The sequence below is a fragment of the Terrabacter tumescens genome, assembly GCF_014646815.1.
GTDB classification, from domain to species: domain Bacteria; phylum Actinomycetota; class Actinomycetes; order Actinomycetales; family Dermatophilaceae; genus Terrabacter; species Terrabacter tumescens.
This window is the reverse complement of the sequence record NZ_BMNZ01000002.1, coordinates 319,982-346,254: the sequence shown is the minus strand read 5'-3', so window position 1 is coordinate 346,254 and position 26,273 is coordinate 319,982. Positions and strand designations below refer to the sequence as shown.

The window sequence follows — 26,273 nt, the reverse complement described above, 5'->3', positions numbered from 1 at the left end:
TCAGCTCGCGGCGTCGCCCGTGGCGCTCTCCGATGGAACCTCGGTCGCGGCGCCGCGTCCCGGTCCGGCCGCGAAGCGCGACACGATCAGGGCGACGAAGGTGACGAGGAAGACCTGCCCGATGACGGCCTCGCTCGTCGCCGCGAGCCGGGCCAGGTCGGTCGTCGCCGTGAAGTCCCCGTAGCCGACCGTCGAGATCGTCGTGAGGCTGAAGTAGGTGTAGACGGTCGTCGAGACCTGCGTGCCGAAGAAGTGCGCGGCGGTGAGGCCGTCGATGTTCTGGAAGAGCGTGGCGTAGGCGACGGCGATCTGCAGGTAGGCGGCGACGGCGCCGAGCACGGTCTGCACGCGGACCACCTGGTGCTGGAGCAGCCGGCGGCCGATGATGACGGGCAGGACGAGCGCCGGCAGCAGCCACACGCCCTCGGGCTGCAGGGAGTCGGGCGGGATCGGCGCGCCGCCGGACGGCAGGAGCAGCGCGACGTTGCTGACGAGTGTCAGGACGACGAGCACGTCGAGGATCCGCCGGACCCGCCGCCGGGCCCCCGACGCCCGGGTCGCGACGACGAGCGCGAGCCCGGTGACCGAGTGCGTGACGAGCGAGCCCCACACCGAGCCGCGCGTGTCGACGAGCGTCTGGCTGACGATGACGGCGAGGACGAGCAGCAGCACGAGGTCGAAGCGGTCGAGCAGCCGGTTGCCGGCGATGAGGTCGCCCCGGGAGGGCGGCGGCGTGCTGGCTGTGGCCATCCGCGCCTCCTCTCGCTCGTGAGGCGACGCCCCGAGACCGAGGATAGGGCGGCGGGCCCGTCCGCGCGGGCAGGTCGTCACGCGCGGCCCGGCAGCGGACGGAGCCCGCCACACGGCATACGAGAGCAGGCCGTACGAGAGCATGGGTCGTATGCCGTCCCGCCGCGTCCTCGTGCTCACCGGCCGCCCGCGGTCGGCAAGTCCACGACGGCCCGCGCGCCCAGCAACCGCGACGGGCCCGTCTCGTCCCGGACCGGCGTGAGGTCGATGACGACGGTGACGAACTTGTCGCCGCGGCGGGTGTGCCGCCACACGTGCTCATCGACGCCGATCACCCGGACCCCGTCGAAGCGAGTCGGGTCCTCGAGCAGGACGCGCTGCCCCTCGGCGAGCACGGCGGTGTTGGCGGTGCTCCACGACACCCCGAGGGCCTCGGCGAGACGCGCGACGGTGAGGTGCCGACAGACCAGCCCGACCGCCCACCGCAGCGCGGTGCGGGTCAGCTTCGCCCGCGGCTCCGCGGCGCGGCTGGTGTCCTCGCGCCACACATGCCCGCAGCCAGCGCACCGGTAGCGGCGGATCGACAGCAGCAGCGTCGTCGGCCGCCAGCCCACCGGCTCGTGCGCCAGGCGACGGGTGACGGTGTCCCGCGGGCGACCCTCGCAGCCGCAGCGCCGGCACCAGCGGTCCGCCTCCTCGACCGCGTCGTCGGCGACCCGGCAGGCCAGCACCGCTCGATCCGGTTGGTGGTGGTGGCCGACCACCACCAGACCCAGCTCGTCGAGGCGGCAAAACGTCGTCACATCAGGGGTCGCGAAGGTAGCGTCAGGCACGTCGAGGTCTTCCTAGCTAGCCTTGAGCCTCTCAGGGATTTGTCATACGAAACCTCGCAAGCCCTCGACCTCGGGCGGCTCGGGAGGAGAACGAAACATGACCGCAGCCGGTAACAAGGTCCAAGACCACTACGCCATCGAGGGCATCGCAGCCCGCATCCTCGCTGCGCTTAGGGCGGCAGGAGGCAGCGAGGCGGGCCCGATTACGCCCGACGCGCTCGCCCCACTCGACCACTTCCACGGCCGGGGGCTGAAGGCGACAAAGGAGACGGTAGCGCTCCTCGAACCCCTCTCCGGCGAGCGCATCCTCGACATCGGCGGCGGGATCGGCGGACCGGCGCGGTGGACCGCGACGCACTTCGGTTGCCACGTGACCTCGCTCGACCTGACGCCGGAGTTCTGCCGCGCGGCGGAGGAGCTGAATGCCGCGACCGGCCTCTCGGATCGCGTGCGCGTGGTGGAGGGCAGCGCGACCGATCTGCCCTTCGAGGACGATGGGTTCGACCGAGCCTATTCCGAGAACGTGGCGATGAACATCGACGACAAGCGGCGCTTCTTTGCCGAGGCGCTTCGTGTGCTTCGCCCCGGCGCGGTGTTCGCATTCTCCCACTACGGAGCCGGGCCGAAAGGCGAGCCCGACTACCCGCTGACCTGGGCGGCAGGGCCGGGCACGAGCTTTTTGTGTTCGCCCGAGGAGACACGGGAGCAAGTTCTCACCGCGGGGTTCGAGATCGTGATCTTCCGGGACAAGACGGAGGAGGTCCTGCCGGACTTGCGGGAGAACCGCCGGCGGTTGGAGGAACACGGGCTGCCGCCGCTGGGGCTGCAGACGCTCATGGGCGAGCGGATCGGGGAATATCAGATCAACGCGGCCCGGAGTGCGGACGAGGGCCGTTTGAGCGTACTTGAGGCCCTCGTCCGCAAGCCGGCCTAGCTAGGTGGGCAGTGTCTGAGCTCCCATCCTCGGGAGGCCTCGACCCCTACCCGGGCACCGACGCGCCGACCCCTCCGCGCTCCAGCCGACCGCCTTCTACACCCTCAACTGGGAAGAGCCCCCAAACCTCGCCGGTCGGGTCGTCGACTACGGGACCGGCAGCCTCGCTGCACCACGCCCTGGGCGGTGAGGTTGGCCAGGAGACGGACGCGCCACACCGGCCAACGGACGCTGCCGCTCAGACCTTTCCCGGCTTTGGGGTGCTTACTCCAACGGGTCGCTCGACGACGGATCCAATGCGGTCCTCGTACACAATGCAGACCACCATTCGGTCACCCTCATCCCAGCTCTTCTCCGAGGGTCCGTACATCGCCACTCTCACTTTGCCTTGAAGCGGCTTCGCGACCACTGCTTTGGCTGCGGAACTGCAGACTGGAAAGAGCAGCTCGACCGCCCGGTCTTGCCCCTCCCATGGGTCATCGGCCCGCGACGGCACCACTGCTACGCCGATGACCTCGACCAAATGTCGCGCGTTGCATGACACGACTCGAAACCCCAATTCCGGCGATCGTGACCCGTTGGGGACCGGAGGGTCGATGTCTTCGACGTTCACGCAATCGCCGACCGCGAGGTCTTCGACTTTTTGCAACTGCAGTCGCCTGACCAGCGAGCCAACGGCCTCGGGAATATCCGGGTTGAAGGCGAGGGCGACGTTCCACGCGAACGCCAACACGCCAAGCAGGGACGCGACCGCCGTCCAAACCGTGGCCCAAGATCTTTCCTTCTTGCCGCTCGACGGTGCAGGTGCTTGCGCTTGGGCGCTCCCGGAGCCTGCTGCGGATGCGACCATGGGTCGACCGTAGTTTCCGCGCTGAGCAAATTGTCGATTCCGCGTGATCTGACCGGACCGTCTCAATATTCGGGTGAACCGCGGGGCGGCTCGGCGAGGACGGGTCGTCGACTAGGGGACCGGCGCTGCCCAGACGGATGGGCAAGGCCGGCGCCCGGACGCACACCGGCCACCACACACGGGCGAGCCTCAGATGCCACCCTTCAACTCATCGCTCAGGGACGCGATGTTGCCGAGCACTTCGCGTCGTTCACGCGCGAACTTGGCCACATGGGCCGGCAGCGCCTGGTTGAACTTGTCGATCTCCATCTGTCCTCGGCCGAGGATCGTCTGGAGGTCATCCACCAGCTCTTTGGCCCACTCTCGAATCTGTCCGGGAGTGACCCCAGATGGAAAGTGTTCAGCGAACGTTACGGATGCCTCGTCGCTGCCCCCGGTCCAGTTTCTGCCATCTCGGATTTCTCCGTATCACGACCGATCTAGAGGTCCGGGCGCGAAGGAGAAGGCTCGGCTGTTTCCTTCGAGTGGGATCTTCAGGCGCACTCGGACTTTGCCCCCAGACTCTTCCGGAACTAGCTCGGCGCGCTCCCGCAACAGGATGACTGGCTTGTACTCGAAGCGCTCTACCAGAGCAGCCTCACCGCTCGGCGCAACGGCGGACGCCTCCAGTCGATGAATCTCCCGCTGCACCATCGCGAGGTGATCCTTGAGGTCGTCCTTCAGGGGGCCGTACTTGAAGAGATTCGTGGCGGCGGTGCTCATCGGTTACATGCTCCTGAATCGTAGGGTTGGATGACCACTTTCCCGGAGAACACCGACATCGGTTGGCTGGAGCACGCCGCCCGCGCCTTCGAGCCGGCGCCACAACCAGTGGGCCACCCCCGGCGCCCTCGCGCAGCGTGCGCCCTGGCCGGCAACTTCTCGGCAGCAGGCGTCGACGTCGTCGTCGCCGACGCGCTGACCCCCGAGACGGTCGCGCTCTACCGAGACCTGCTGCCGGACTGCCTCGTCGTGCACCTACGGGTACCGATCGAGCAGGCGCGTCGGCGAGCGGCGACGCGCCCGGTGTGGCTGAACGACGAGGAGTTCGACGCCCTCCATGCGACCGACGCGTCCGTCGACCTCGCCGTCGACCTCGCCGCCGACCACGTGCTCGACACGGCTGACCTCGACCCCGACGGGCTCTCTGCGCCGGTCGAGGCGGTATGGCACGTTCACTGACGTACGCTCGAGGTGAGTCCGTGACGAGTGGGAGGAGACGACGCATGAGCGACGTGCGCGAGCGCGCCTCCTCCGCCGCAGCCGCGATGCCCGCTCTCGTGGCGAGCCTGGCCGCGACGGTCGTCGTCCTCTTCGGGTCGCTCACCAGTTCGGTCACCGGCTCGGTCACCGACGCGAGCGCCGGCCAGGTGCTCCTCACCGCCGCAGCCGTCGGCCTGCTCACCGCCGTCATGGCGTCGGCCGGCCGGCAGGCCGCGCCGCCGGTCCCCGTGCGTGTGCAGTCCTCGGGGGTCCCGGGCGCCGTGCCCGCGTCGACGGCCTACTGGTGCGCCCTCGACGCGCCGAGCTGTCCGCAGCGACCTCGGGCTCCGGGTCGGCCCTGACCCCGCCCGCCGCACCCGCGGCGGTCGGGCCACTGCCCTGACCCAGTTCGAGAACTGGCCCGCACCGTCACGAGCGGGCCGAGCCGAGGAGCTCACCCATGCCTGCCCAGATGTCCGACATTCTTCCTGCCCTGCTGTCCCCCGTCACCCATGCTGTCGCCGCTGTCCTCGCGGCCACCCACGACGTCGCCGGCGCGATCGGCCTGAGTCCCGGCTCCGCCGGGGCATGGCTGCTCGCGATCCTGCTGCTCGTCGTCGCCGTGCGCACCGTCCTGCTGCCCGTCACCGTCCACGGCGTCCGCTCGTCGCACGCCCGCGCCCACGCCGCGCCCCAGCTGCGCCAGCTGCGGCAGAGGTATGCCGGCAACCGGGACCTCGACCAGCTGACCGCGATGCGCGCCGAGCAGAAGGCGATCCACGCCGAGCACGGCGTCTCGGGGTGGAGCCTCGCACCGGCCCTGCTCCAGCTGCCGCTCTTCTACGCGCTCTACCGCGTCGTCTCCGACCTCACGGCCGGCCAGTCGGTCGGTCATGCGGTCGGCGCGCTCGATGCCGGGCTCGTCGCCTCCGCGTCGGCGGCCTCGGTCGCGGGCCTGCACCTGACGAGCCACCTCGGCGCGACGGCCGCGTCGAACCCCGTGGCCGGGCTCGCGCTCGTCGCCGTCGCTCTCGGGGCGGCCGCGCTCAGCCTGCTGACGCAGCGCTGGTTCGTGCTGCCGATGGTCGACGTGGCCGACCTGCCCGAGGGCATGGCGACGGTCCAGCGGCTCATGCCGTGGCTCGGCGCCGTCGGCGTGCTCGCGGCGGCCGTCTTCGTGCCGGCCGGCCTGGTCGTCTACTGGTTCTTCAACAACGCGTGGACGTTCGCCCAGCAGGGCCTGATCTGGCGGTTCGCGCCGACGCCGGGCTCGCCGGCTGCGGCGCGTCGGGAGGCCACGGCGCTGGAAGGTGCGGGCTCCTGAGGGGCCGGCCACACGGCATACGCCATGCCCTCGCGGACGTCAGAGGTGGCGTCTAGCGTGGACGAGGTGACCTCAGAGACGAGCACGACCCTGGCCCAGCCGTCCCTGACCGAGGAGCTGCTGCGCTACCTCCAACAGGGGCGCGACGCGCTGCTCCGGTCGCTCGACGGGCTCGGTGACTACGACGTGCGGCGGCCGCTCACGCCCAGCGGCACCAACCTGCTCGGGCTCGTCAAGCACGTGGCCGGGGTCGAGCTCGCCTACCTCGCCGACTCGGTGGGGCGGCCGTCGGGCGAGCGGCTGTCGTGGGTCGAGGACGGCTCGATCTGGGACTCCGCCGACATGTGGGCGACCGCCGAGGAGTCCGGCGACGACCTCGTCAGGCTCTACCAGCAGGCGTGGGCGCACTGCGACGCCGCCGTGCGCGAGCTCGGGCTCGACGCCCCGGCGAGCGTCGAGTGGTGGCCGGAGGAGCGTCGCCGCACGACGCTCGGCTCGCTGCTCGTGCGGTGCGTCGCGGAGGTGTCTCAGCACGCCGGGCACGCCGACGTGCTGCGCGAGTCCATCGACGGACGCGGCGGGCGGGACCACGACGAGATGGGCGGCGAGGAGTGGTGGACCGCCCACCTCGCCCGCATCCAGGCCGCCGCCGACGCGCACCGTGAGACACCGTCCGGCGGGGAGGCCGGGTCGTGAGCCCGCGCCGGCCCAACATCGTCTTCGTGCTGAGCGACGACCACGCCGCGCACGCCATCGGCACCTACGGCTCGGTCGTCAACCGCACCCCGCACATCGACGGGGTTGCCGGCGCGGGTGTGCGGCTCGACAACCTCTTCGCGACGAACTCGCTGTGCGCGCCGAGCCGGGCTTCGATCCTCACCGGCACCTACAGCCACGTCAACGGCGTCACGACGCTCGACACGTTCATCGACGCGTCGCAGCCGACGTTCGTCACGGCCCTGCGCGAGGCCGGCTACCGCACGGCGTTCGTCGGCAAGTGGCACATGGGACAGGGATCGAGCGGCGGGGTCGAGCACGACCCGCAGGGCTTCGACCGCTGGGACGCGCTCATCGACCAGGGCGAGTACCACGACCCGCGCTTCCTCTCCCCCGACGGGCTGCGGGTCGAGCGGGGCTATGCCACCGAGCTCATCACCGACCTCGCGATCGACTGGGTCGAGTCGCTCGCAGATGAGCAGCCGTGGTGCGTGCTCGTGTGGCACAAGGCGCCGCACCGGCCGTGGGAGCCCGACGCGGCCCACGAGGGGTTGTATGCCGAGGGCGGGGCTCTCGGGGGCGCGCCGATCCCGGTGCCCCCGACGTTCACCGACGACCTCGCCGGTCGCTCGGACACCGCTCGCCGCGCCGCTATGCGCGTGGCCGACCACCTGACGGCCGAGGACCTCAAGCAGCCGGTGCCCGAGGGCTTGAGCCACGACGAGGAGGCGCTGTGGAAGTACCAGCGCTACATGGAGGACTACCTCGCGTGCGTGGCGTCCGTCGACGACAACGTCGGGCGCCTCACGGACTGGCTGCGTGACCGGGGCGAGCTGGACGACACGATCGTCATCTACTCCTCCGACCAGGGCTTCTTCCTCGGCGACCACGGCTGGTTCGACAAGCGGTTCATGTACGAGGAGTCCATCCGGATGCCGTTCGTGCTGTCCTACCCACGGGGCATCGCACCGGGGCAGGCCCTCGACCGGATCGTCACCAACGTCGACATCGCGCCGACGCTGCTCGAGGCGGCCGGGGTCGAGGTGCCGGCGCGCATGCAGGGCCGGTCGTTCTGGCCTGACCTGACCGATCCTGTTGCGGGACAGTCGAACCGAGACCGCGAAGCCGAGGGCTTCTACTACCGCTACTGGATGCACGACGACCGCAGCCACCAGGTCGGGGCGCACTACGGCTACCGCACTCACCGCTACACGCTGATCTTCTTCTACAACGACGGGCTCGGGCTGCCGGGCTGCTCCGACCGCCGCTTCGCCCAGGAGTGGGAGCTCTACGACCTCGAGGCCGACCCGGAGGAGCTCGTCAACGTCGCCGACGACCCCGCCTACGCGCAGGTGCGCGACGAGCTCGAGGCGCGGATGTGGCTGGCCCAGAAGGAGGTCGGCGACGACCCCCATCCGGACCAGCCCGTGCCGCGCCTCGTCTCAGCCGGCAACCGCTGACCGTTACCGCTGACCGACAGCGCGGACCGGTCAGAGGGTCGCGTCGAGGGTGTCCTGGAGGTCGTCGACCGACGCCCAGGCCCGCTGCTCGAGCTCGACCATGGCGCGCTGCTCGTCGGCGTCGAGGTGGCCGAGGAGGAACGCAGCTGCCTCGCCGACCGCCTCGTCGAGCGCGAGGTGGCGCAGGATCGCGCGCGTCATGACGGCGTCGTGGTGCTCGCCGAGCGCCGACTGCACGGCCTTGGCCTTCTTCACGACGGGCTTCATCGCCTCCTCGTCGACCGGGCGGGCGGTCTCGGCGGCGTAGCGCAGGCGCTTGGCCGCCTTGCGCACCTCGTGGAGCTGGGCCGGATGGTCGAGGGCGCGGTGCGCCGACGACCCGGGGTCCTGCCCCCCTCGCTCTGCACCGTCCCCACCGGCACCCGCGTCCGCCCGGGCGGTGGCCGCGACGTCGGCGAAGCGGCGGGCCTCGTGGCGCACCCGTTTGCGCGCGACCTTGACGGCGTCGCGCTGCGCCTTGGCGTCCACGAGGGGCGGGTGCGTGACGAGCTCGTCGAGCAGGAGGGTCAACGCGGCATACCTCGTCGAGTCGAGCGTCTCCTCGACGACGTCACCGGCGGCCACGGCGTCGAGGCGCAGCCGGGCGCGCAGGCCGGCCACGGCGTCCTCGTCGACCCCGGCGAGCTCGACGTCCTCGAGTAGGCGGTCGGTGTTGTCGGTGGCGACCTCCGCGTCGCGGGACGACCCGAGCCGGCCCGACGCGTCCTTGAGCTCGGCGCGGAGCGGCTCGGTGACGGACCGGTCGAAGACCGGGCGGAAGGTCGCGAGCAGCGAGCGGATGCGGCGCATGGCGACGCGCAGGTCGTGCAGCCCCGTGGCTTCGCCGGCGCGGACGGCGGCCTCGGCCGCGCGCAGGGCGTCGCGCTGGTCGGCGAGGCGCTGTCGCACGAGGGTCCCGACGGTCGGCATACCTCTCTATACCCGGAGCGCATGGCGCCCGTCCTCGCTTCGCCGGATCCTGTGAAGTGTCAACAAGGCTCTGCCGCTCGCGTCGCGACAAACGTACAGTCGAAAAGGTGGCACGGGTCACCGCTCCCCCTGCGATCGACGCCGCCGTCGCCCCTGGCGCCCGGCCTCTGCTCGGCGCGCCCGACCCGCAGCCCGAGGAGCCTCCCCCGCCAGGCCGCTGGGACCGGATCCGCGACCGGCTGGGCGGTCTGTCCCGCGTGCCGCGTGCCGCGTGGTGGGGCCTCGTCGCGTTCGTCGTCATCGTCGCGCTCGTCATCGGGTATGCCGTCACCCGGCCTCCCGGCCCGCCCGTCCTGACCCAGCGCGACGTCGACACGAGCGTCCAGCGCGGGATCGAGAAGCAGGCCGAGGCGCAGGCGGCCGCCCCGGCGGACGGCACCGTCGCGCACGCCGCGATCGCTCCGTCCCTCGTGCTCATCCAGACGCGCGACACCATCCGCGGCCGCCCGGCCGAGGGCAGCGGCGCCGGCGTCGTCGTCAACGCCGACGGCACCGTGCTGACCGCGCTGCACGTCGTCCAGGACTCCACGGCGATCACGGTCACCTTCGCCGACGGCACGACCTCGCCGGCGAAGGTCGGGAGCGCGAAGCCCGAGAGCGACATCGCCACCCTCACGCCGACGCGGCTGCCGCAGACCGTCGTGCCGGCCGTCCTCGGCGGCGCGGTGCCGGTCGGTGCGCCCGTCTTCGCCGTCGGCCACCCGCTCGGCCTCACCGACTCGCTCTCGGCCGGGGTCGTCTCGGCGCTCGACCGGACGGTCCGGGTCGAGGGCAACCGCAAGCTCGAGCACCTCATCCAGATCGACGCGGCGGTCAACCCCGGCAACTCCGGCGGCCCGCTGCTCAACCGGGCCGGTCAGGTCGTCGGCATCGTCACGGGCCTCGCCAACCCCACCGACCAGGCCCTCTTCGTCGGCATCGGCTTCGCGGTGCCCATCGCGACGGCGGGAGGGGCCGCGGGCAGCCCGCCCCGCTGAGACCACGCCTCCGCGCGGAGGCGAGCACACGGCATACGCGAACAGCACTCCCGAACGGCAGGAGCACGGCATGGACGGCGACACATCGACGGGCCCGCACGCGCGGCACGCGCTCGAGCAGGCGCTCTACGAGGTGAAGCGGACGATCGTCGGGCAGGACCTGCTCGTCGAGCGGATGCTCGTCGCCCTGCTCGCGCGCGGGCACCTGCTCGTCGAGGGCGTGCCGGGCCTGGCCAAGACGATGGCGGTCAAGACGCTCGCGCAGGCGATCGGCGGAGACTTCCAGCGCATCCAGTTCACGCCCGACCTCGTGCCGGCCGACCTCGTCGGGACGCGGATCTACAACCAGAAGGACGGTGAGTTCCAGGTCTCGCTCGGGCCGGTCTTCGCCAACCTCGTGCTCGCCGACGAGATCAACCGGGCACCGGCGAAGGTGCAGAGCGCGCTGCTCGAGGTCATGCAGGAGCGGCAGGTGACCATCGGGCGCGAGACCTACCCTGCGCCCGACCCGTTCCTCGTCATGGCGACGCAGAACCCCATCGAGTCGGAGGGGACGTATGCGCTGCCCGAGGCGCAGGTCGACCGCTTCATGCTCAAGGTGCTCATCGGATATCCTTCTGCCGCTGAGGAGTTCGTCGTCGTCGAGCGCCAGATCTCGGCCGCCGCGGCGACGGTGCAGGTGCTCGACCCGGAGATGCTGCGCGGCTTCCAGCGCGAGGCGGACGCCGTCTACGTCGACCCGGCGGTCATCGAGTATGCCGTCCGGCTGGCCACCGCGACCCGCGAGCCGGCGGGCGTCGGCCGGGACGACCTCGCCCGGCTGCTGACGTACGGCGCGAGCCCCCGCGCGTCGATCAACCTCGTGCTCGCGGCGCGGGCGCTGGCCTTCCTGCGCGGACGGGACTTCGCGCTGCCGGGCGACGTGCGCGATCTCGCGCGGGACGTGCTGCGCCACCGGATCGTGCTGTCCTACGAGGCGCTCGCCGAGGACCTGACGGCCGACGACCTGCTCACGCCGATCCTCGAGGCGGTGCCGGCGCCGACGGCTCCGCTGCGAGAGCAGGAGCGGCAGGCCATGCGGGCCGGCCCCGGTGGGACGGCGGCCGGGTCGAACGGCGGGTCGAACGGCGGGACGTACGGCGGGTCGAACGGCGGGTCGAACGGCGGGGCGTACGGCGTCGAGTCGGGCGGGATCCCGGCGGGTGGCACGGCAGGACCGGGTGACTCGACATGGGCGCGACCACCCCGCTGAGCGCCGAGAGCCTGCTGCGCCGTCTCGAGTGGCGGGTGGTGCGGCGGCTCGACGGGCGACTCCAGGGCGACTACCGCACCCTCTTCCGCGGGGCAGGGCTCGACTTCACCGACCTGCGCGAGTACGTGCCGGGCGACGACCTGCGGCACATCGAGTGGAACGTCACGGCGCGCCTCGACGAGCCCTACGTGCGCGAGTTCGTCGAGGACCGGGAGCTGACGGCATGGCTGTTGCTCGACCACTCGGCGTCGATGGGCTTCGGTCCCGTCGACCGGCAGAAGGACCTCGTGCTCGCCGAGGTGGCGACGACGCTCGCGCACGTGCTGACCCGCGGGGGCAGCCGGGTCGGGGCGATCGTCATGGACACGGGGGTCGACCTCGTCATCCCGCCGGCGTCGGGACGCAACCAGGTGCTGCGGATCGCCAAGACGCTCCTCGACCGCCGCGAGTCCCGCTCCGCCCCCACCCCCACCCCCTCTGACCGTCGAAAGGCCACACACCGGGGAGTCGCGTCATCGCTGCGTCGTGGCGTACGCCGGGTGCTGGGTCGCGGGGCGTCCGCCGGAGTCCCAGCCCCGTCGGGGACGGTCACGGACCTCGGGGTCCTGCTCGCGGCGGCATACGGGATCGTGAAGCGGCGCTCGCTCGTGCTCGTCGTGTCCGACTTCATCACGGCGGACGGGTGGGAGGCGCCGCTGGCGCGGCTGGCGCAGCGGCACGAGGTGGTCGCGCTCCAGGTCGTCGACCCGCGCGAGAGCGAGCTGCCCGACGCGGGTGGCATCTACGTCGAGGACGCGGAGACGGGCGAGCAGATCTTCGTCGACACGAGCGACGCCGGGTTCCGGGCCCGACTGGCCGAGGTGGCGGGGGCGCGGCAGGCGGACCTCGAGGCCCGGGCACGCAAGGCCGGGGTCGACCTCTATCCGGTGCAGACGGACGACGACCTCGTTCGGTCCCTGTTGCGGATCTCCGAGCTGCGGCGGAGGCGGCGGCGATGAGGTGGGCGCGATGAGGTGGCAGCCATGAGGTGGGCGCGATGAGGTGGCAGCGATGAGCGAGCTGTCGCTGACGTGGCCGTGGGCGCTGACGGGGCTGCTCGTCGTGCCGCTGCTCGTCGTCGGCTACCGTCGCGGGCTGCGGATGCAGGAGGCACGTCGTGCCGCGTTGGCGGCCGACGGGCTCGTCGTCCCCGCGCCGGCTCGGTCACGGTGGCGGCACCTCGGCCCGGCGCTGCTCATCGGGGCGCTCGGCGTCATGGTGCTGGCGCTGACACGGCCGATGGCGTCGGTCGCGGAGCCGCACCGGGAGGGGACCGTCGTGCTCGCGTTCGACGTGTCCAACAGCATGGCGGCGACGGATGTGAAGCCGTCGCGGCTCGAGGCGGCCAAGGCGGCGGCTCGGGGTTTCGTGGCGAAGCAGCCGGCGTCGGTGCGGATCGCGGTCGTCGCGTTCGGTGGCACCGGCCTGGTGACGCAGCGGCCGACGGACGACCGGGCCGCGGTGCTGGCGGCCGTGGCGCGGCTCCGGCCGGCGGGCGACACCTCGCTCACCGACGGGATCCTGGGCGGGCTGAGCGCGATCGTCGGCAAGCCGGTGAAGCCCCCGAGCGACACCGAGCAGGGCGCGGGGACAGGCGCGGCCGAGGAGTCGCCGGTCGGCTACCACGGCGGGACCGCGATCGTGCTGCTGACCGACGGTGAGGACACGACCGACGAAAGCCCTTCGGGCGCAGCGGAGCTCGCGTCGGCAGCCGGGGTGAAGATCGAGCCGATCGGGCTCGGGACGACGACCGGGACGACGATCACGGTGGACGGCTTCACCCTCGCGACGGCGCTCGACGAGTCGGCGTTGCGAGCCGTCGCGGAGACGACGGGCGGGACGTACCGGCGGGCGTCCGACGCGGCGTCGCTGGCCGCGGTCTACGACGCGATCGAGCTGCAGTGGACGACGAGGACGGTGCCGCACGAGGTGACGTCCTGGGTCGCGGCTCTGGCGGCGGTCCTGCTGCTCGGCGGCGCCACGGTGTCGGTGCTGCGGCAGGGGCGGGTGATCTGAGGTGAGCTTCGGTGTGCCGCTGCTGCTCGCAACGCTGGTCTTCGTGCCGGTGCTGCTCGGGATCTACGTCTGGCAGCTGCGGCGGCGGAGGCGTCAGGCGGTGCGCTACTCGAACGTGGCGCTGCTGCGGGCGGCCGGCGCCGGTTCGGCGTCGTGGCGGCGGCACGTTCCGATCGCGCTGGTGCTCGGGGCGCTGGCGCTGCTGGGCCTGGCGAGCGCCCGACCGACCGTGCGGGCGAGCGTGCCGACCTCGAGCGCGACGGTGATCCTCGCCCTCGATGTGTCGGGTTCGATGTGCGCGACGGACGTGGCGCCCAACCGGCTCAGCGCAGCCCAGGCTGCGGTGCGGTCGTTCGTCGAGGGGCGGGACGACGAGACGAGGATCGGGCTCGTCGTCTTCTCCGGGTTCGCGCAGCTGGCGGTGGCGCCCACCGCTGACCGGGACGAGCTGCTCGCCGCCCTCGATGCCGTGACGACGGGACGCGGGACGACGATCGGCGCGGCGATCCTCCGGTCCATCGACGCGATCGCCGAGCTCGACCCGAACGTGCCCCCGTCGGACCCGGTCGACGAGCCGTCGACGGACGGTCCCGGCCTCGGCGACCTTGCACCCGCCCCGAGCCCGTCCGTTGGTGGGAGTGGTGGCGCGGGCGCGGGCGCGACAGCCGACGTGGCGCCGGAGATCGTCGTCCTCCTGACCGACGGCGCCAACACGCGCGGCGTGACCCCCGCCCAGGCGGCCGAGCAGGCCGCCGCGCGCGGGGTGCGCGTCTACCCGATCGGCTTCGGCACGACGAACCCGACCCAGATGGCATGCACGCGCGAGCAGTACGGCGGGTTCACTCCGCGGATGCGCGACTTCGGCGGCGCCGGAGGCGGAACGATCGGCGGCCGCAACTTCCTCGTCGTCGACGAGCCGGCGTTGAAGAACGTCGCTCGGACGACCGGTGGCGAGTACTTCGCCGCGACCGATGCCGAAGGCCTGACCAAGGTCCTCGCCGACCTGCCCAAGCACGTCACCGTCGCCGAGCAGGACGTCGACCTCAGCGCCACCGTCGGCATTGTGGCCGCCGCAGTGCTGCTCGCAGGACTGGGCGTGGCACTTCGCCGCTCGACGTCCTGACCCGGTTCGAGCCCCGAGGGACGACGCGTGACAGGCCGGGACGCAAGCACGTCACCCGCCCGTGGGTCAGGGGTCCGAGGAGAGACTGGCACCGCTCTCCACCACGGCACGCATCTGGTTCAGGGCATGAGCGGCGCTGGTTCGGGCCGACTCTTCGGCCTGTGCCTTGGCCCCGGCCGCCACCTGGCCCTCCACCCGATAGGTCAAGCGAGTCTTGCTCCCGAGCTCCTCGAACAGGTAGCTCGCGACGAAAGCCCCGGGAACGGTCAACGAGCGGAACGACACCGACCGGGGTGCGTCCATCCCGACGACCTCGGTGATGTGAGCCGCCAGCACCGCTCCGTGCCGTAGCACCGTGCAGTGCTGCTCGCCGACCGCCATCTCAGGAGAACCGGGGACCCGGAAGGCGTTGACCACCTCCGGGTCGAGCAGCCGGGCGCTGTCCGGGTGCATGACGAACGACCAGACGCGCTCCCTCGTCGCCGATATGACGACGTCGGTGTCGACCCGGATGGGTTCGGTGCCCCTCTGCCGCGCTTCCCACCGTCGCCCCAGCTTGTCCATCAGTGACATGTCGTCACTGTGCCGGATGTGCGCAGTTCTCGTCTCCAGGACACCCCGCCGAGCGGCCATGGCAGCCGACCACCGCGCCCAACGGGGCGAATCCGCCCACCAAGGTGGGTCCTCGTCAGCCGACCATCTCGTGGAGGTGGACGCCGTGGTCCGTGGCGATCAGCTCGGCGGCCTTCTCACCGATCATGATCGCCGCAGCGTTGGTGTTGCCGCTGACGACGTTCGGCATGACGCTCGCGTCGGCCACTCGCAGGGCCTCGATGCCGTGCACCCGCAGACGTGGGTCGACGACCTCACCGATCCGGCACGTCGACGTCTCGTGGTAGACGGTCAGCGCGTAGTGGCGGGCCATGTCCTCCAGCAGCGCGTCGCTCGGCTCGGAGCCGGCCTGATGGCCGTGCGCCCGCGCCAGGTGCGGCGGGATGACCGGGTCACCCAGACCACCGCCCGGCCAGGCCTTCGCGATCTCGAGGGCCCTGCGCATCACGGCGACCATGACCCTGACGTCGTGCGGGTCGTCGAAGTAGTTGAGCTCGATGCGTGGCGGGACGGCGGGGTCCGAACTCGCCAACGTCACCGAGCCCTCGGAGTGTGGCTGCACGGGATTGGGCAGCACGACGACCTGGCCACGGGTCGGGTCGAGGAAGGACTCCGGGTCCTCGAAGAACGCTGACGGCGGGAGCCGGAAGACGGCCTCCCAGATCGGCGGCGTGTAGCCGGTCGCGAGGAAGCCGATCTGCGCGTCGTGGGTGTGCTCGTCGCCCAGCCCGGTCGAGAAGAAGGCGACCGCGTCGTAGAGGGAGGACGACGCGAGGCCACGACCGGTCGTGAACCACTCGGCGATGCGGCGCTCGGCCTCGGCCTTCGCCGCGGCGAGCGGCTCGGGGAGGTCGACGTCGTCGGCGGGATCGGCCGGGAGCGGTCCGGCCGGGGCCCGCAACGCGTCCGGGCCGAGGGACATGGCCACCTCGGTCATCGTCTCGCCGATGCCGTCGGCGGCGAACATCAGGGGTGTGTGGAGGTGGTCCTTGAGGTGCCGACCGACGTCCGGGAGGTCGACGACGCAGTCCACCCCGACGGCGGCGAGCTCGTCGCGCGCCCCGACCCCGGAGAGCAGCAGGATGTGCGGCGACCCGATGGCACCCGCGCACAGCACCACCTCGGTACCGGCGGCCACCTCCTCGTGGGCGCCGTCCTCGGCGCGGTAGGCGACCCCGGTGGCCCGAACCACCTCGCCGTCCGCCTCCTCATCCACCTCGAGCAGGATCCGCTCGACGAGCGCGCCGGTGACCACGGTGAGGTTCGCGCGGTCCATCGCCGGTTCGAGGTAGGCGTGGAAGGTCGAGCTGCGTCGGCCGTCCTTCGTCGTCGTCTGGAAGAGCGAGGCCACCCCCTCGGGGTCGAGGCGGTCGCGGCCGTTGTAGTCGCCCTGCTTCAGACCCGTGGCGCCCGCGGCCTCGACGAACTGGTTCGAGGCACGCAGGATCGGCTGGCGCACCGACACCCCCACGGGTCCGTCATGGCCGTGCCTGTCGCGGTCGGGCTGCAGCTCGGGGCTGTCCACGAAGCCCTCCGCCTTGAGGAAGTAGGGCAGCACGTCCGCATAGGACCAGCCCTCCGCGCCACCGGCGGCCCACGAGTCGAAGTCGCCGGGGTGCCCGCGCACGTAGGCCATGTAGTTGAGACCGGACGAGCCGCCGAGCATCTTGCCGCGGGGCACCATCATCTGACCGCCGACCAGGCCCTTGCCGACCCCACCGGGGTCGGCGTTGAACATCCAGTCGGTCGCGGGATTGTTCTGCAGGCTCGCCACGGCGGCCGGCACGAGCTCCGCGGGGGGCGGCGGACCACCGGCTTCGAGCAGGCACACCGTGGCGTCCGGGTCCTCGCTCAGCCGGGCAGCGACCACGGCGCCCGCCGATCCCGCGCCAACGATCACGTAGTCGTACGTCGAGCCCATCGATACCACCTCGTCGTGGTGCCTCGCCGAGTGGCGGGGACGGTCTCGCCACGCAACCACACTCCGGGAGGGGAGACAAGGGAGTCGTCCAGGGCACCCCGGCGTCGGTGGGCGCTGGCAGACTCGCGGTGTGTCCAGGCCGCCGCGCATCGAGCCCTCCGGCGACGTCGTCGAGCGCATCGGCTCCATCGCGCTGAGCCTGCCCGACGCATACGAGGAGGACGCCTGGACCGGCGTCCGGTGGCGGGTGCGGAGCAAGACCTTCGCCCACGTCCTGGTCGCCCAGGAGGGTTACACCTCGGCGTACCGGGACGTGACCGGGGTGACCGAGCCGACCACGGTGCTGACCTTCCGGGCGTCCGGCGACGAGCTGTCGGCCCTGGTCAACGCGGGGCCACCGTTCTACCGGCCGCCGTGGTCGCCCACCGTCGTCGGCATGGTGCTCGACGACGACACCCACTGGGACGAGGTCGCCGAGCTCGTGACCGAGAGCTACCGGTTCTGCGCGCCCCGCATGCTGAGGCAGCGACTGGGTCGCTGACGTCCGGCTGGGACGGCACCGGCCGTCAGGACGAGGCGCCGAGCCGGTGCCGCACCACCCTCCGCCGCAGGGTCGGGGACGCCTCGACCTCGTAGCCGGCGTCGAGGAAGACCTGGAGCAGCCCGACCGACGCCTCGTCCCAGATCACGGTCTTCCCCGGCGTCGGCTCGGTCGGGTAGCCCTCGAGGACGCGGGCGCCGACCTGCCTGCCGTACTCGACGGTGGCGGCGGCGAGCTCGTACATGAGTCCCTGGCGACGGAAGCCCTTGCGCACGACGAAGCAGGTGACCGACCAGACGCCCTCGGCCTCGGGATCCTGACGCATCCACGGCTTCTGCCGGGCCCAGATCCTCGGGTAGTTCTCCCGCGGCTCGACCGCGACCCAGCCGGCCGGCTCGCCGTCGACGTAGCCGATGAGACCGGACGTGGGACCGCTCGTGCCGCAGCCGGTCTGCTCGACGAGGGCAGCGTCGCGCTCGTCCTGGGTCGTGTCGCGCCAGATCCAGCCCGGGACCTTGAGCGCCTGGCAGCGGCACTTGCGCGCGCCACCGGCGTCGAACACCGCCTCGACGTCCGCGGTCGTCGCCTCGTTGGCCGGTCTCCAGCTGAACTCGGGCACGTCGCGAGGCTAGTCCGCGAGCACGGCCCGTGACGCGTTCGCGGGGCGCCAGGGCTCGTGCTGGTGCGAGAGCCAGACCTCGTCGGGGGCCAGTTCCCGGATCAGTCGCTGGCCCTCGGTCCGTGGACGGTCGAGCTCGTCGTAGAAGACCGCCGTGTCACCGGCGACGACGACCGACCGGCCCCCGGCCTGCACCACGACGACCTGCGACCCCTGCGTGTGGCCGGGAGTCGGGACGAGCCGGACCCCGGGCAGCAGCTCGTGGCCGCCGTCGACGGCCACGTAGTCCACTCCCGGCGCATCGACCCACGCGCGGATCGTGTAGTCGTCCCGGCTCCGAGCCTCCTCGAGCTCCACGCCCTGGACGTAGACCGGCTTGCCGGCGAAGAGGTGGTTGCCGCCGCAGTGGTCGAAGTGCAGGTGGGTGTTGACCACGACGTCGATCCCGGCCACGTCGAAGCCCTCCTGCGTGCTCAGTGGCATGAGCCGCGGATCCATGTCCTCGACCGCAGGGTGCAGCTGCGTCAGGCCGGTGTCGACCAGCACCCGCCCGTCGGGGTGGTCGATGACATGGACGTAGACCGGCATCCGCTCACCGTCGGCGAGCAGCTCGGCGACGAGGACGGGCGTGACCGTCACCGCCGTCGAGCTGCCCTCGGGCACCTCGCCCGTCACCGTCCGTGACTCAGTCATGCTCGCCGGGGGCGTCCGCAGCGTCGGGGGCGTCCGGGCCGTCCGAGATCTGGCGCATGGTCGCGACCACGGTGACCTCGGGCCAGTACTCGGCGTGCAGCTCGGCGAACTTCCGCTGGTCGGCCACGGCCTCCTCGAGGCTGTCGTACTGCATGATCGACCACCCTCCGACGACCTCCTTGGACTCGGCGTACGGCCCGTCGTGCTGGGTGACCTCACCGTTGCTGGCGACGAAGTTCACGGCGTCCTCCGTCCCGTAGAGGCCCCCGCCGTCGAGGAACACGCCGGAGGCGGCCCGCTCGCCGATGAAGACGTCCATCGCGTCGAAGAGCGCCTGCGGAGGCGTCCCGATTCCCTCTTCCATCCTCACGAATCCCATGAAACGCGGCATGTCGATCTCTCCTCTGGTTGCTTTCGAGTGTCCTTCGTACTCCCTCGTCGAGCGGCTGTGGCGCTCTTCGACATGCACTTCGAGATTTCTTTGACCGCACTAGAGTCGGGCTCGGTCGCCGAGCACCTCGACGGCCACCACGACCGGTTAGCGCCCTGGACCACCACGGAGGACACCGATGTCACGCACCCGGATCCACAACTTCTCGATCTCCCTCGACGGCTTCGCCACCGGAGAGCCGCAGTCGCTCGAGGCTCCCTTCGGCCATGCCGGCCAGCGCCTGCACACCTGGATGATGCGCACGCAGTCCTGGGACCCAGACGGGAGCGACGGGGTCGACAACGCCTACGCCGAACGCCACGGTCCCGGCATCGGCGCGGAGATCATGGGCGCCAACAAGTTCGGCCCACCCGGCTGGCACGAGGACCCGGACTGGAAGGGCTGGTGGGGCCCCAACCCGCCGTTCCACACCCCGGTCTTCGTCCTCACCCACCACACCCGTCCCCCGCTCGAGATGGAGGGCGGCAACGTCTTCCACTTCCTCGAGGCCTCCCCCGCGGAGGCGCTCGAGACGGCACGGGCGGCCGCGGACGGGAAGGACGTGCGGATCGGCGGTGGCGCCACGGTGGTCCGCGACTTCCTGGCGGCCGGCCTGGTCGACCATATGCACCTGGTCCAGGTCCCGATCGTGCTCGGTCGCGGCGTCCGCCTCTGGGACGGGCTCGAGGGCGTCGAGGAGGCCTTCGACGTCGAGACCGTCGCCTCCCCGAGCGGCGTCACGCACTTCACCTTCACGCGCAAGACCTCCTGACGGTCGCGCGCGTCGACCCACCCACCGACCCGGCCACACGGCATACGCCATCGGTGGGGGTGGCGCGGCTAGCGTGTGCGCCGTGACGAGCGACGCGACGGCGACCACCACGGCGACGACCACCACGGCGAGCGACCGGGCAGAGGTCCTCAAGATCGTCGACGCGTTCTTCGGCGCGTTCGTCTCCGGACCGGGCTGCGGCGAGCGCATGGACGGGCTGCGCGCGCTGCTGCTCCCGCAGGCCGTCGTCGTGCGGACGTGCGGTCTGGAGCCGGCGGTCATGGGCGTCGAGGACTTCATCGCCCCGCGCGAGGCGCTGCTGACCGGGGGGACCCTCGAGCACTTCCGCGAGTGGCCGGTCGAGGGACGCGTCGAGGTCTTCGGCGACATCGCGCACTGGTTCGGCAGCTACGCCAAGGCGGGCACGCAGGACGGCGAGCCGTTCACCGGGCGCGGGATGAAGACGATCCAGCTCGTCCGCACCGCCGGCGGCTGGCGCATCAGCGCGGCCGCGTGGGACGACGAGCGCGACGGCGTGGAGCTGCCGCCCGTCTGACCTTCACGGGCGGTGGGCTCACCGGGGATCGTGGCAGTGCAGCACCTCGGGACCGCTCCCCTGACCACCGGCGGGCGTATGCCGTGACGGGCGGGGTCCGTGCCGCGTGGCCGCCCCGTCACTCCCCCCGGATGCGCTCCGGCTTGAGCACGACGAGCGCCGCCGCGACGACGATCCCGGCGACGATGCCGACCACGAGCCCGCGACCGACGTCCTTCGTCAGCGCGCCGGCCAGGAGCCCGACGAGCGCCCCGATCGACGCGCACCCGGTGAACGTCGCGATGACCTTGGCCCAGAAGGGCGCCTGCACCTCACCAGCCATGCCGCCACAGTAGTGGCGTCCCGGCGACGCCCGGGCCGACCGGGCGGGTCTCAGCCGCGGGAGTGGTGGCGCACCCAGAGGGCCAGCTCGGTCCGCGTGCTGAAGCCCAGCTTGGCCAGGGCGCTGCGGACGTGGGACTCGACCGTGCGCACCGACAGGACGAGACGTTCGGCGATCTGCTGGTTGGTGCAGGCGTCGGCGACGAGCCGCGCCACCTCGAGCTCGCGGGCCGTGAGCGGGCCGGCCTCGCTGTCCGGCGCGAGGTCGGCGAGGAGGCGTCGGGCCTCGTCGAGAGGCCCCGGCATGTCGAGGACGCGGAGCTCCTCCGCCGCCGACTCGGCCAGCGCACGGACCGACGGCGACGAGGGCGTCCTGGCCGCGTCCGTCGTGTTCGTGGGGCTCGTCGAGCCCGTCGCGCCCGTCGAGCCCGTCGAGCCCGTCGAGCCCGTCGAGCGCGACAGGCACTGCGCCCAGCGGAGCCGCGACAGCGCGACGAACGGACGGGCGCCCAGCCGCAGGTCGGCGTCCACCGCTCGCCGGAAGTGGCCGGCGGCCACGTCGAGGTCGCCGACGGCGAGCGCCAGCGTGCCGACGAGGTACTCGTTCGAGCCGTAGGTGAAGGGGCTCCCGCCCCCGTCCGCGGAACCCCAGTGCGCGATCGGCGCCAGCAGCGCGTGGCATCGGCCTGCCAGCTCTGCGTCACCGACCGCTGCTCCGGCGAGGCCGACCTGGCCGATGGTGCCCATCCACCGGGGGCCCAGCGGCAGGCGTCCCGGCAGGTCGCGCAACGGCTCGAGGACGGCCACGGCCCGCTCCGGTTGGCCCACGAGCACGAGGGTCTGGGCGATCGAGGCGTGCAGGAGCGGGATCGGCGGTGCGCCCCTCTCCATCAGCGGAAGTGCGCCCTCGGGCACGTCGCCCGGGTCCCCGCGCAGGATGGCCAGCTGGATGCTGAGGGCGTGACACATGCCCACCATCGAGATGTCACCGACGCGCTCGGCGATCTGTAGGCCGGCGTCGGACTCGCGCCGTGCTTCGTCGAACGCACCGGTCACGGCCGCCTGGGCTGCGCGGAGGCGGTGCGTGTGCCAGCGGCCGACGGGCGAGGACCGTTGGGCCGCAACGCGGTCGACCTCCTCGATCGACCGGTTGAGCGAACCGAGGTCACCCTGCTGCAGGGCGATCTCGCACTGCCACAGGTGTCCCCAGAGGCCGCCCATGGCCGTGGTGGAGGTGCGCCCAAGCTCGACCGCGCGGTCGGCGAGCACGGTGCGCTCCTCGATGGCCTGCGGATACGACAGGACGTAGTGCCGCGCGGCGATGGCTTCGAGTTCGGCCTGGGCAGAGCCGGACCGGCGAGCGAGGTCCAGAGCACTGGCCGACAGGGGGCCGGCGCTCTCGTCGACGGCCTCGTCCGCAGCAGCCACGGCCATGAGGCACATGAGCCCGGACCGCTCGGCCAGCTGATCCTCCGGGATGAGGGCCAGCGCCCGGCGGCACAGCCGGCCGGCGACCTGCGCGGTCTCGACGGACCCGATCCCCTGCGGCACCAGGGCTGCCCGCGCCATGAGGTCCGGGCGCCCCGCAGCCTCGGCCACGTCGACGGCCTCGACGCACGAGGCGACCCCGTCGGGCACGAGGTTGGCCAGCCACTCGTAGCGCGCCAGCTCGACCAGGCGCTCGGCGAGGTCCGCTCCCTCCGCACCCAGTCGACGCGCGTGGCGCAGGCTCATCCGGGCGAAGGCCACCGCCTCCTCGTGGGCGCGTGCGGCGGCCGCTTGGGCGGCCGCGGTGCGCGCGCCCTCCCGACAGCGCACCGATGCCTCCGGGGTGCCGGCCCGGTCCCAGTGCGCGGCAGCGGCGCCGACGAGCAGCGTGTCGCCGGTCCCCTCCATCGCTGCGGCGATGGCGGCCTCGGCGCTCGACCGCTCCTGCGGGTCCGTGTGGGCGACGACCGCGTCCCGCACGAGGGCGTGCACGAACGACAGGCCCGTCACGCCGTGCTCCAGCAGGCCTGCCCGCGTGGCCGCCGCGATGTGGTCGCTGACGACCGGGACCGTCCGGCCCGTGGCCGCTGCCAGCAGAGTCGGCGAGAGCCGCTCGGACATCAGCGCGGCGGTGGCGATGGTGTGCCGGGCCTCGTCGGTCAGCCGGAGGAGCGGCGCGACGAGCAGTCCCCGCATCCCGCTCCGCTCGGCCAGCACGTCGTGGAGGCTGCCCGACGGCGGCGGCGCCTCCGAGGTGAGGACGCGGATGTAGAAGGGGTTGCCATCGGTCCGGGCCACGAGCTCGTCGGCGAGCGGGCACCATGCCGCCGTCGCCTCGTCGCTCGCCAGCCACTGCACCACCTCGCCCGGGCTCAGCCCCCGCAGCGGGAGCGACTCGGCAGCGCTCCCCCGCAACAGGTCGGGCAGCGTGCGACCGAACGGCGTCGAGGGGTCGTCGCGGGCCGTCGCCACGACGAGCACCGGGGACGCCGCGATGTCGAGCGCGACGTGTCGCAGGAGCGCCACCGACAGCGAGTCGGCCCAGTGCAGGTCCTCGAGGAGGATGAGCAGCCCCGCCGCGCCCGCTGCCCGTCGCAGCCCGTCGGCCACGGCCTCGCTGACGCCGAAACGCACCACGTCGTCGTCGAGGTCCGGCACGGTCACGGCCCCGAGGACCTCCTCCAGCTCCGGGATCCGCGTGCCGACCCGGCGCCACGGCCACAGCACGGGCGCACCCGGGTCGTCGACGGCATACCCGTGAGCGGCTTGCAGGCCCAGGGCCGCCGCCCGCTGCCGGGCCGCGTCGGCCAGCGATGTCTTGCCGATGCCGCTCTCACCCGTCACGAGCACGAGACCACCCCGGCCCGCCGCCGCGGCGGCGAGCGCCCCGTCGATGACGGCGAGCTGTTCCGAGCGACCGACGATCGCGACCACGAGGCGAGTATCCCGCTCGCCACGGTCGCGCGTCGCCCGCGTTTTCAGTGGCGACCTCCGTGGCTCCACTGAGGCGCGACCTGCCCCCCGAGCGGGACGGTGGTCGCATCGCCCGACCGGATCACCGAATCGCCCGTCCGGGACAGCCAGGACCAGGACAGCCAACCCAAGGAGACACCATGCACGCCCAGCTCATCATCTTCGACGGACCGCAGTCGCCCGAGCTGCTCGCGGCCGCCGAGCTCGCCGACTCGCAACGCATCAGGCCGCTCGTCGAGGCCAATGCGCGCATCCGCGACGACATCGTCGCGCGCTACGACCTGCGCCAGCCCGACGGCGGTCGCGCCATGCTCATCGTCACCGGGTCCGAGGCCACCCTCGACGCGATGACGGAGCTCATCATGACGTCCGACCTCGTCCCCGGGGAGGACCCGGCGCTGCTTCCGGGGGCGTCCCGGGCCGAGCGCTACACCGTGGCCGAGGCGTTCGTCGCGGAGACGGCGGGTGCGCGATGAGCAGCCAGGCCGACAGGGCCCTGCGACCGGCAGCCGTCCCGGCCGGGACCTGGACCGTCGACGGACCCGCCAGCACGGCGCGCTTCGCCATCAAGGACAAGCTCGTCCACACCGTCCGAGGCAGCCTGCCCGTCACCACCGGTGCCGTCGTGACGGATGCCGCCGGGCAGGTCGTCAGCGCCAGGGTCGAGCTCGACACGGCCGGCATCATGACCGGCAACGGCCGCCGCGACCGCGACCTGCTGGGCCGCCACTTCCTCGACGCCGAGGCCCACCCCCGCATCGTCGTCGAGGCCGGGACGACCACGACGGGCGACGGCGGATGGACCGTCCACGCGCACCTGTCGGCTCGCGGCGCCTCCTGTCCCCTCGATCTCGAGGTCACGCCGACGACCCTCGACGACGAGCGCGTGCGGGTGCACGTGACCGGACGCCTCGACCGCACCGGCCTCGGTATGCGGGTGCCGACCTTCATCGTCGGACGCGATGTCGAGCTCGACGTCGACCTCGAGCTCACCCGCGGCTGAGCGCGAGCGCACCGCGTCGGGCTCGGGGGCTCGGGGGCTCGGGGGATCTGGGGGCTCCGGTCCCCCGAGCCGCTCGGGTGTCTCAGGTGTCTCCGGAAGGGGTTCGCAGGCTCGCGGGTGGGGACCGGAGCCCGCGTCCGGCCGCGCCCGGCGCTCCGACCGGCACGTGTCGGTGGGGGTGGCTAGGGTCGGCGGCATGGTGGCCCACCAGCTCACGGTCGAGCGCGCACGCCGCATCGCGGTGCACGCGCAGCTGCTCGACCGGCCGCGCCCCACCGACCTCGTCGCGACGGTCGAGCGGCTGACCATCCTGCAGATCGACCCGACCGCGGCCATCGCCCCCAGCGCCGACCTCGTGCTCTGGAGCCGGCTCGGCCGCACCTACGACCCCGCCCACCTCACCGCGGCCATCGAGCAGGACCGCTCCCTCGTCGAGACCGTCGCCTACGTGCGCAGCCCCAAGGACGTCCCGGCCGTGCTCGCCGAGGTCCGCGAGGCCGAGCCCTACCGCTTCATGGCCGACTGGCTCGAGGCCAACGACTCCTTCCGCCGCGACATCCTCGACACGCTCGAGGCCGACGGGCCGCTGCTCTCGCGCGACATCCCCGACACCAGCGTCGTCCCGTGGCCCTCGACCGGCTGGACCAACAACCGCAACATCACCAAGATGCCCTGGCCCTGGCCCTGCGCGGCGAGGTCGCCATCGCGGGCCGCAAGGGGCGTCAGCGCTACTTCGACCTCCCCGGGCGCGTCTACCCGCCCGACCTGCCGCGGCTCACCCTCGAGCAGGCCATCGCCCACCGCAACGAGCGCCGCCTCGCCGCCCTCGGCATCGCCCGCTCGAGCGGCACCGTCATGCCGGGCGAGGGTCCCTTCGTCGGCGAGGCGGGTGAGCCCGCCGAGGTCGAAGGGGTGCCGGGCACGTGGCGCGTCCACCCGGCATACCTCGACGTCGTCGACGACTTCCGTGGGCGCACCGCCCTGCTGAGCCCCTTCGACCGGCTGATCCACGACCGGGCCCGCGCCGAGCAGCTGTGGGGATTCGAGTACATCCTCGAGATGTACAAGCCCAAGCCCCAGCGCCGCTGGGGCTACTTCGCGCTGCCGATCCTGCACCACGACCGGCTCGTCGGGAAGCTCGACGCCCAGGCCGACCGCAAGGCCGGCACCCTCGTCGTCAACGCCATCCACGAGGACGTCCGCTTCACCAAGGCGATCACGACGGCCGTCCACCGCGAGATCGCCGACCTCGCTGCGTGGCTCGGCCTCACCCTCAGTGGTCCCGCCGCGCCCTAGAC

General features: G+C 72.3%; 29 protein-coding genes and 1 pseudogene. 17 read left to right on the top strand and 13 right to left on the bottom strand.

Features of this window, described 5'->3' with window-relative positions; translation table 11 throughout:
* Positions 1-750 (bottom strand): potassium channel family protein, encoded by a 750-nt coding sequence (locus IEY30_RS05625; protein WP_030198093.1) that lies wholly within the window; start codon positions 748-750, stop codon positions 1-3.
* Between the two features lie 221 nt (positions 751-971).
* A pseudogene (locus IEY30_RS05620) lies at positions 972-1,583 on the bottom strand (ISL3 family transposase); the annotation flags it as partial.
* A gap of 97 nt (positions 1,584-1,680) precedes the next feature.
* On the opposite strand from IEY30_RS05620, the gene IEY30_RS05615 reads away from it, so the two are divergent.
* The gene (locus IEY30_RS05615) at positions 1,681-2,517 is read left to right on the top strand and encodes a class I SAM-dependent methyltransferase (RefSeq protein WP_043416707.1); all 837 of its coding nucleotides are present in this window, start codon (positions 1,681-1,683) and stop codon (positions 2,515-2,517) included.
* 238 nt (positions 2,518-2,755) lie between these two features.
* On the opposite strand, the gene IEY30_RS05610 is transcribed toward IEY30_RS05615, so the two are convergent.
* The 3 genes from IEY30_RS05610 to IEY30_RS05600 form a co-directional block, all read right to left on the bottom strand.
* Complete coding sequence (locus tag IEY30_RS05610) at positions 2,756-3,367, bottom strand: septum formation family protein (RefSeq protein ID WP_081920478.1); 612 nt, start codon at positions 3,365-3,367, stop codon at positions 2,756-2,758.
* Positions 3,368-3,556: 189 nt separating this feature from the next.
* Entirely contained in the window at positions 3,557-3,712 is a 156-nt protein-coding gene (locus IEY30_RS05605) for a hypothetical protein (RefSeq protein WP_156035253.1), read from the bottom strand.
* Between the two features lie 123 nt (positions 3,713-3,835).
* Positions 3,836-4,129 carry a hypothetical protein gene (locus tag IEY30_RS05600; RefSeq protein WP_030198081.1) on the bottom strand — a complete coding sequence of 98 codons (294 nt, stop codon included), beginning with the start codon at positions 4,127-4,129 and terminating at the stop codon, positions 3,836-3,838.
* 30 nt (positions 4,130-4,159) lie between these two features.
* Between IEY30_RS05600 and IEY30_RS05595 the strand changes: the two genes are divergently transcribed.
* The 5 genes from IEY30_RS05595 to IEY30_RS05575 all read left to right on the top strand — a co-directional run bounded on the left by IEY30_RS05595 (position 4,160) and on the right by IEY30_RS05575 (position 8,110).
* Positions 4,160-4,588 carry a hypothetical protein gene (locus IEY30_RS05595; protein WP_156035251.1) on the top strand — a complete coding sequence of 143 codons (429 nt, stop codon included), beginning with the start codon at positions 4,160-4,162 and terminating at the stop codon, positions 4,586-4,588.
* 44 nt (positions 4,589-4,632) lie between these two features.
* Positions 4,633-4,971 carry a hypothetical protein gene (locus IEY30_RS05590; RefSeq protein WP_030198073.1) on the top strand — a complete coding sequence of 113 codons (339 nt, stop codon included), beginning with the start codon at positions 4,633-4,635 and terminating at the stop codon, positions 4,969-4,971.
* Positions 4,972-5,069: 98 nt separating this feature from the next.
* Positions 5,070-5,933, top strand: a complete 864-nt coding sequence (gene yidC / locus IEY30_RS05585; protein ID WP_081920477.1) for a membrane protein insertase YidC — start codon at positions 5,070-5,072, stop codon at positions 5,931-5,933.
* A gap of 66 nt (positions 5,934-5,999) precedes the next feature.
* Positions 6,000-6,629, top strand: a complete 630-nt coding sequence (locus IEY30_RS05580; RefSeq protein ID WP_229674854.1) for a DinB family protein — start codon at positions 6,000-6,002, stop codon at positions 6,627-6,629.
* Entirely contained in the window at positions 6,626-8,110 is a 1,485-nt protein-coding gene (locus IEY30_RS05575; RefSeq protein WP_030198062.1) for a sulfatase family protein, read from the top strand. The genes IEY30_RS05580 and IEY30_RS05575 overlap by 4 nt, the downstream gene beginning before the upstream one ends.
* Positions 8,111-8,140: 30 nt before the next feature.
* On the opposite strand, the gene IEY30_RS05570 is transcribed toward IEY30_RS05575, so the two are convergent.
* On the bottom strand, positions 8,141-9,079 hold the full coding sequence (locus tag IEY30_RS05570) for a CHAD domain-containing protein (protein WP_052358515.1): 939 nt from the start codon (positions 9,077-9,079) through the stop codon (positions 8,141-8,143).
* Positions 9,080-9,186: 107 nt separating this feature from the next.
* On the opposite strand from IEY30_RS05570, the gene IEY30_RS05565 reads away from it, so the two are divergent.
* The 5 genes from IEY30_RS05565 (at position 9,187) to IEY30_RS05545 (ending at position 14,546) form a co-directional block, all read left to right on the top strand.
* Positions 9,187-10,116: a S1C family serine protease gene (locus IEY30_RS05565; RefSeq protein ID WP_229674853.1), complete on the top strand. Its 930-nt coding sequence runs from the start codon at positions 9,187-9,189 to the stop codon at positions 10,114-10,116.
* Between the two features lie 70 nt (positions 10,117-10,186).
* Positions 10,187-11,368, top strand: coding sequence for an AAA family ATPase (locus IEY30_RS05560; RefSeq protein WP_229674852.1), 1,182 nt, complete (start codon positions 10,187-10,189; stop codon positions 11,366-11,368).
* Positions 11,347-12,366 carry a DUF58 domain-containing protein gene (locus IEY30_RS05555; protein WP_030198050.1) on the top strand — a complete coding sequence of 340 codons (1,020 nt, stop codon included), beginning with the start codon at positions 11,347-11,349 and terminating at the stop codon, positions 12,364-12,366. Before IEY30_RS05560 ends, IEY30_RS05555 begins: the two co-directional genes overlap by 22 nt.
* 52 nt (positions 12,367-12,418) lie before the next feature.
* The gene (locus IEY30_RS05550) at positions 12,419-13,423 is read left to right on the top strand and encodes a VWA domain-containing protein (protein WP_030198048.1); all 1,005 of its coding nucleotides are present in this window, start codon (positions 12,419-12,421) and stop codon (positions 13,421-13,423) included.
* Between the two features lies 1 nt (position 13,424).
* A complete protein-coding gene (locus IEY30_RS05545) occupies positions 13,425-14,546 on the top strand; it encodes a VWA domain-containing protein (RefSeq protein WP_030198045.1) in 1,122 nt (373 codons plus the stop codon).
* A gap of 66 nt (positions 14,547-14,612) precedes the next feature.
* Here the strand turns inward: IEY30_RS05545 and IEY30_RS05540 are convergent, their stop codons facing one another.
* Together IEY30_RS05540 and IEY30_RS05535 are read right to left on the bottom strand one after the other, a co-directional pair.
* Positions 14,613-15,110: an SRPBCC family protein gene (locus IEY30_RS05540; protein WP_229674851.1), complete on the bottom strand. Its 498-nt coding sequence runs from the start codon at positions 15,108-15,110 to the stop codon at positions 14,613-14,615.
* A 124-nt stretch (positions 15,111-15,234) separates the two neighbouring features.
* Positions 15,235-17,079: a GMC family oxidoreductase gene (locus tag IEY30_RS05535; protein WP_052358514.1), complete on the bottom strand. Its 1,845-nt coding sequence runs from the start codon at positions 17,077-17,079 to the stop codon at positions 15,235-15,237.
* A 130-nt stretch (positions 17,080-17,209) separates the two neighbouring features.
* Here IEY30_RS05535 and IEY30_RS05530 point away from each other — a divergent pair, with 130 nt between their 5' ends.
* Entirely contained in the window at positions 17,210-17,620 is a 411-nt protein-coding gene (locus IEY30_RS05530; RefSeq protein WP_030198027.1) for an MmcQ/YjbR family DNA-binding protein, read from the top strand.
* A gap of 25 nt (positions 17,621-17,645) precedes the next feature.
* Here IEY30_RS05530 and IEY30_RS05525 read toward each other — a convergent pair whose 3' ends face one another.
* The 3 genes from IEY30_RS05525 to IEY30_RS05515 are packed head-to-tail and all read right to left on the bottom strand — an operon-like array spanning position 17,646 to position 19,296.
* Positions 17,646-18,239 (bottom strand): GNAT family N-acetyltransferase, encoded by a 594-nt coding sequence (locus IEY30_RS05525; RefSeq protein WP_030198025.1) that lies wholly within the window; start codon positions 18,237-18,239, stop codon positions 17,646-17,648.
* Positions 18,240-18,248: 9 nt separating this feature from the next.
* Positions 18,249-18,932 carry an N-acyl homoserine lactonase family protein gene (locus IEY30_RS05520; protein ID WP_052358513.1) on the bottom strand — a complete coding sequence of 228 codons (684 nt, stop codon included), beginning with the start codon at positions 18,930-18,932 and terminating at the stop codon, positions 18,249-18,251.
* The gene (locus IEY30_RS05515) at positions 18,925-19,296 is read right to left on the bottom strand and encodes a YciI family protein (protein ID WP_229674850.1); all 372 of its coding nucleotides are present in this window, start codon (positions 19,294-19,296) and stop codon (positions 18,925-18,927) included. The genes IEY30_RS05520 and IEY30_RS05515 overlap by 8 nt, the downstream gene beginning before the upstream one ends.
* 205 nt (positions 19,297-19,501) lie before the next feature.
* Between IEY30_RS05515 and IEY30_RS05510 the strand changes: the two genes are divergently transcribed.
* Both IEY30_RS05510 and IEY30_RS05505 read left to right on the top strand, forming a co-directional pair.
* The gene (locus IEY30_RS05510; protein WP_030198005.1) at positions 19,502-20,134 is read left to right on the top strand and encodes a dihydrofolate reductase family protein; all 633 of its coding nucleotides are present in this window, start codon (positions 19,502-19,504) and stop codon (positions 20,132-20,134) included.
* 82 nt (positions 20,135-20,216) lie between these two features.
* A complete protein-coding gene (locus tag IEY30_RS05505) occupies positions 20,217-20,690 on the top strand; it encodes a nuclear transport factor 2 family protein (protein ID WP_081920474.1) in 474 nt (157 codons plus the stop codon).
* A 118-nt stretch (positions 20,691-20,808) separates the two neighbouring features.
* Here the strand turns inward: IEY30_RS05505 and IEY30_RS05500 are convergent, their stop codons facing one another.
* Both IEY30_RS05500 and IEY30_RS05495 read right to left on the bottom strand, forming a co-directional pair.
* Positions 20,809-21,012 carry a hypothetical protein gene (locus tag IEY30_RS05500; protein WP_030198000.1) on the bottom strand — a complete coding sequence of 68 codons (204 nt, stop codon included), beginning with the start codon at positions 21,010-21,012 and terminating at the stop codon, positions 20,809-20,811.
* 50 nt (positions 21,013-21,062) lie between these two features.
* On the bottom strand, positions 21,063-23,933 hold the full coding sequence (locus IEY30_RS05495) for a helix-turn-helix transcriptional regulator (RefSeq protein ID WP_030197998.1): 2,871 nt from the start codon (positions 23,931-23,933) through the stop codon (positions 21,063-21,065).
* A 179-nt stretch (positions 23,934-24,112) separates the two neighbouring features.
* Here IEY30_RS05495 and IEY30_RS05490 point away from each other — a divergent pair, with 179 nt between their 5' ends.
* The 3 genes from IEY30_RS05490 (at position 24,113) to IEY30_RS05480 (ending at position 26,271) form a co-directional block, all read left to right on the top strand.
* On the top strand, positions 24,113-24,448 hold the full coding sequence (locus tag IEY30_RS05490) for a hypothetical protein (protein WP_052358512.1): 336 nt from the start codon (positions 24,113-24,115) through the stop codon (positions 24,446-24,448).
* Positions 24,445-24,975: a YceI family protein gene (locus tag IEY30_RS05485; protein ID WP_030197991.1), complete on the top strand. Its 531-nt coding sequence runs from the start codon at positions 24,445-24,447 to the stop codon at positions 24,973-24,975. The genes IEY30_RS05490 and IEY30_RS05485 overlap by 4 nt, the downstream gene beginning before the upstream one ends.
* Positions 24,976-25,335: 360 nt before the next feature.
* Entirely contained in the window at positions 25,336-26,271 is a 936-nt protein-coding gene (locus IEY30_RS05480; RefSeq protein WP_081920472.1) for a DNA glycosylase AlkZ-like family protein, read from the top strand.
* Positions 26,272-26,273 lie beyond the last annotated feature (2 nt).

Excerpts from the sequence above, each read along its gene's own strand:
- IEY30_RS05625 (WP_030198093.1), bottom strand. The coding sequence starts at position 750 with ATGGCCACAGCCAGCACGCCGCCGCCCTCCCGGGGCGACCTCATCGCC.
- IEY30_RS05615 (WP_043416707.1), top strand. The coding sequence starts at position 1,681 with ATGACCGCAGCCGGTAACAAGGTCCAAGACCACTACGCCATCGAGGGC.
- IEY30_RS05610 (WP_081920478.1), bottom strand. The coding sequence starts at position 3,367 with ATGGTCGCATCCGCAGCAGGCTCCGGGAGCGCCCAAGCGCAAGCACCT.
- IEY30_RS05600 (WP_030198081.1), bottom strand. The coding sequence starts at position 4,129 with ATGAGCACCGCCGCCACGAATCTCTTCAAGTACGGCCCCCTGAAGGAC.
- IEY30_RS05595 (WP_156035251.1), top strand. The coding sequence starts at position 4,160 with ATGACCACTTTCCCGGAGAACACCGACATCGGTTGGCTGGAGCACGCC.
- IEY30_RS05590 (WP_030198073.1), top strand. The coding sequence starts at position 4,633 with ATGAGCGACGTGCGCGAGCGCGCCTCCTCCGCCGCAGCCGCGATGCCC.
- yidC (WP_081920477.1), top strand. The coding sequence starts at position 5,070 with ATGCCTGCCCAGATGTCCGACATTCTTCCTGCCCTGCTGTCCCCCGTC.
- IEY30_RS05570 (WP_052358515.1), bottom strand. The coding sequence starts at position 9,079 with ATGCCGACCGTCGGGACCCTCGTGCGACAGCGCCTCGCCGACCAGCGC.
- IEY30_RS05560 (WP_229674852.1), top strand. The coding sequence starts at position 10,187 with ATGGACGGCGACACATCGACGGGCCCGCACGCGCGGCACGCGCTCGAG.
- IEY30_RS05555 (WP_030198050.1), top strand. The coding sequence starts at position 11,347 with ATGGGCGCGACCACCCCGCTGAGCGCCGAGAGCCTGCTGCGCCGTCTC.
- IEY30_RS05550 (WP_030198048.1), top strand. The coding sequence starts at position 12,419 with ATGAGCGAGCTGTCGCTGACGTGGCCGTGGGCGCTGACGGGGCTGCTC.
- IEY30_RS05540 (WP_229674851.1), bottom strand. The coding sequence starts at position 15,110 with ATGGACAAGCTGGGGCGACGGTGGGAAGCGCGGCAGAGGGGCACCGAA.
- IEY30_RS05535 (WP_052358514.1), bottom strand. The coding sequence starts at position 17,079 with ATGGGCTCGACGTACGACTACGTGATCGTTGGCGCGGGATCGGCGGGC.
- IEY30_RS05520 (WP_052358513.1), bottom strand. The coding sequence starts at position 18,932 with ATGACTGAGTCACGGACGGTGACGGGCGAGGTGCCCGAGGGCAGCTCG.
- IEY30_RS05515 (WP_229674850.1), bottom strand. The coding sequence starts at position 19,296 with ATGGAAGAGGGAATCGGGACGCCTCCGCAGGCGCTCTTCGACGCGATG.
- IEY30_RS05510 (WP_030198005.1), top strand. The coding sequence starts at position 19,502 with ATGTCACGCACCCGGATCCACAACTTCTCGATCTCCCTCGACGGCTTC.
- IEY30_RS05500 (WP_030198000.1), bottom strand. The coding sequence starts at position 21,012 with ATGGCTGGTGAGGTGCAGGCGCCCTTCTGGGCCAAGGTCATCGCGACG.
- IEY30_RS05490 (WP_052358512.1), top strand. The coding sequence starts at position 24,113 with ATGCACGCCCAGCTCATCATCTTCGACGGACCGCAGTCGCCCGAGCTG.
- IEY30_RS05485 (WP_030197991.1), top strand. The coding sequence starts at position 24,445 with ATGAGCAGCCAGGCCGACAGGGCCCTGCGACCGGCAGCCGTCCCGGCC.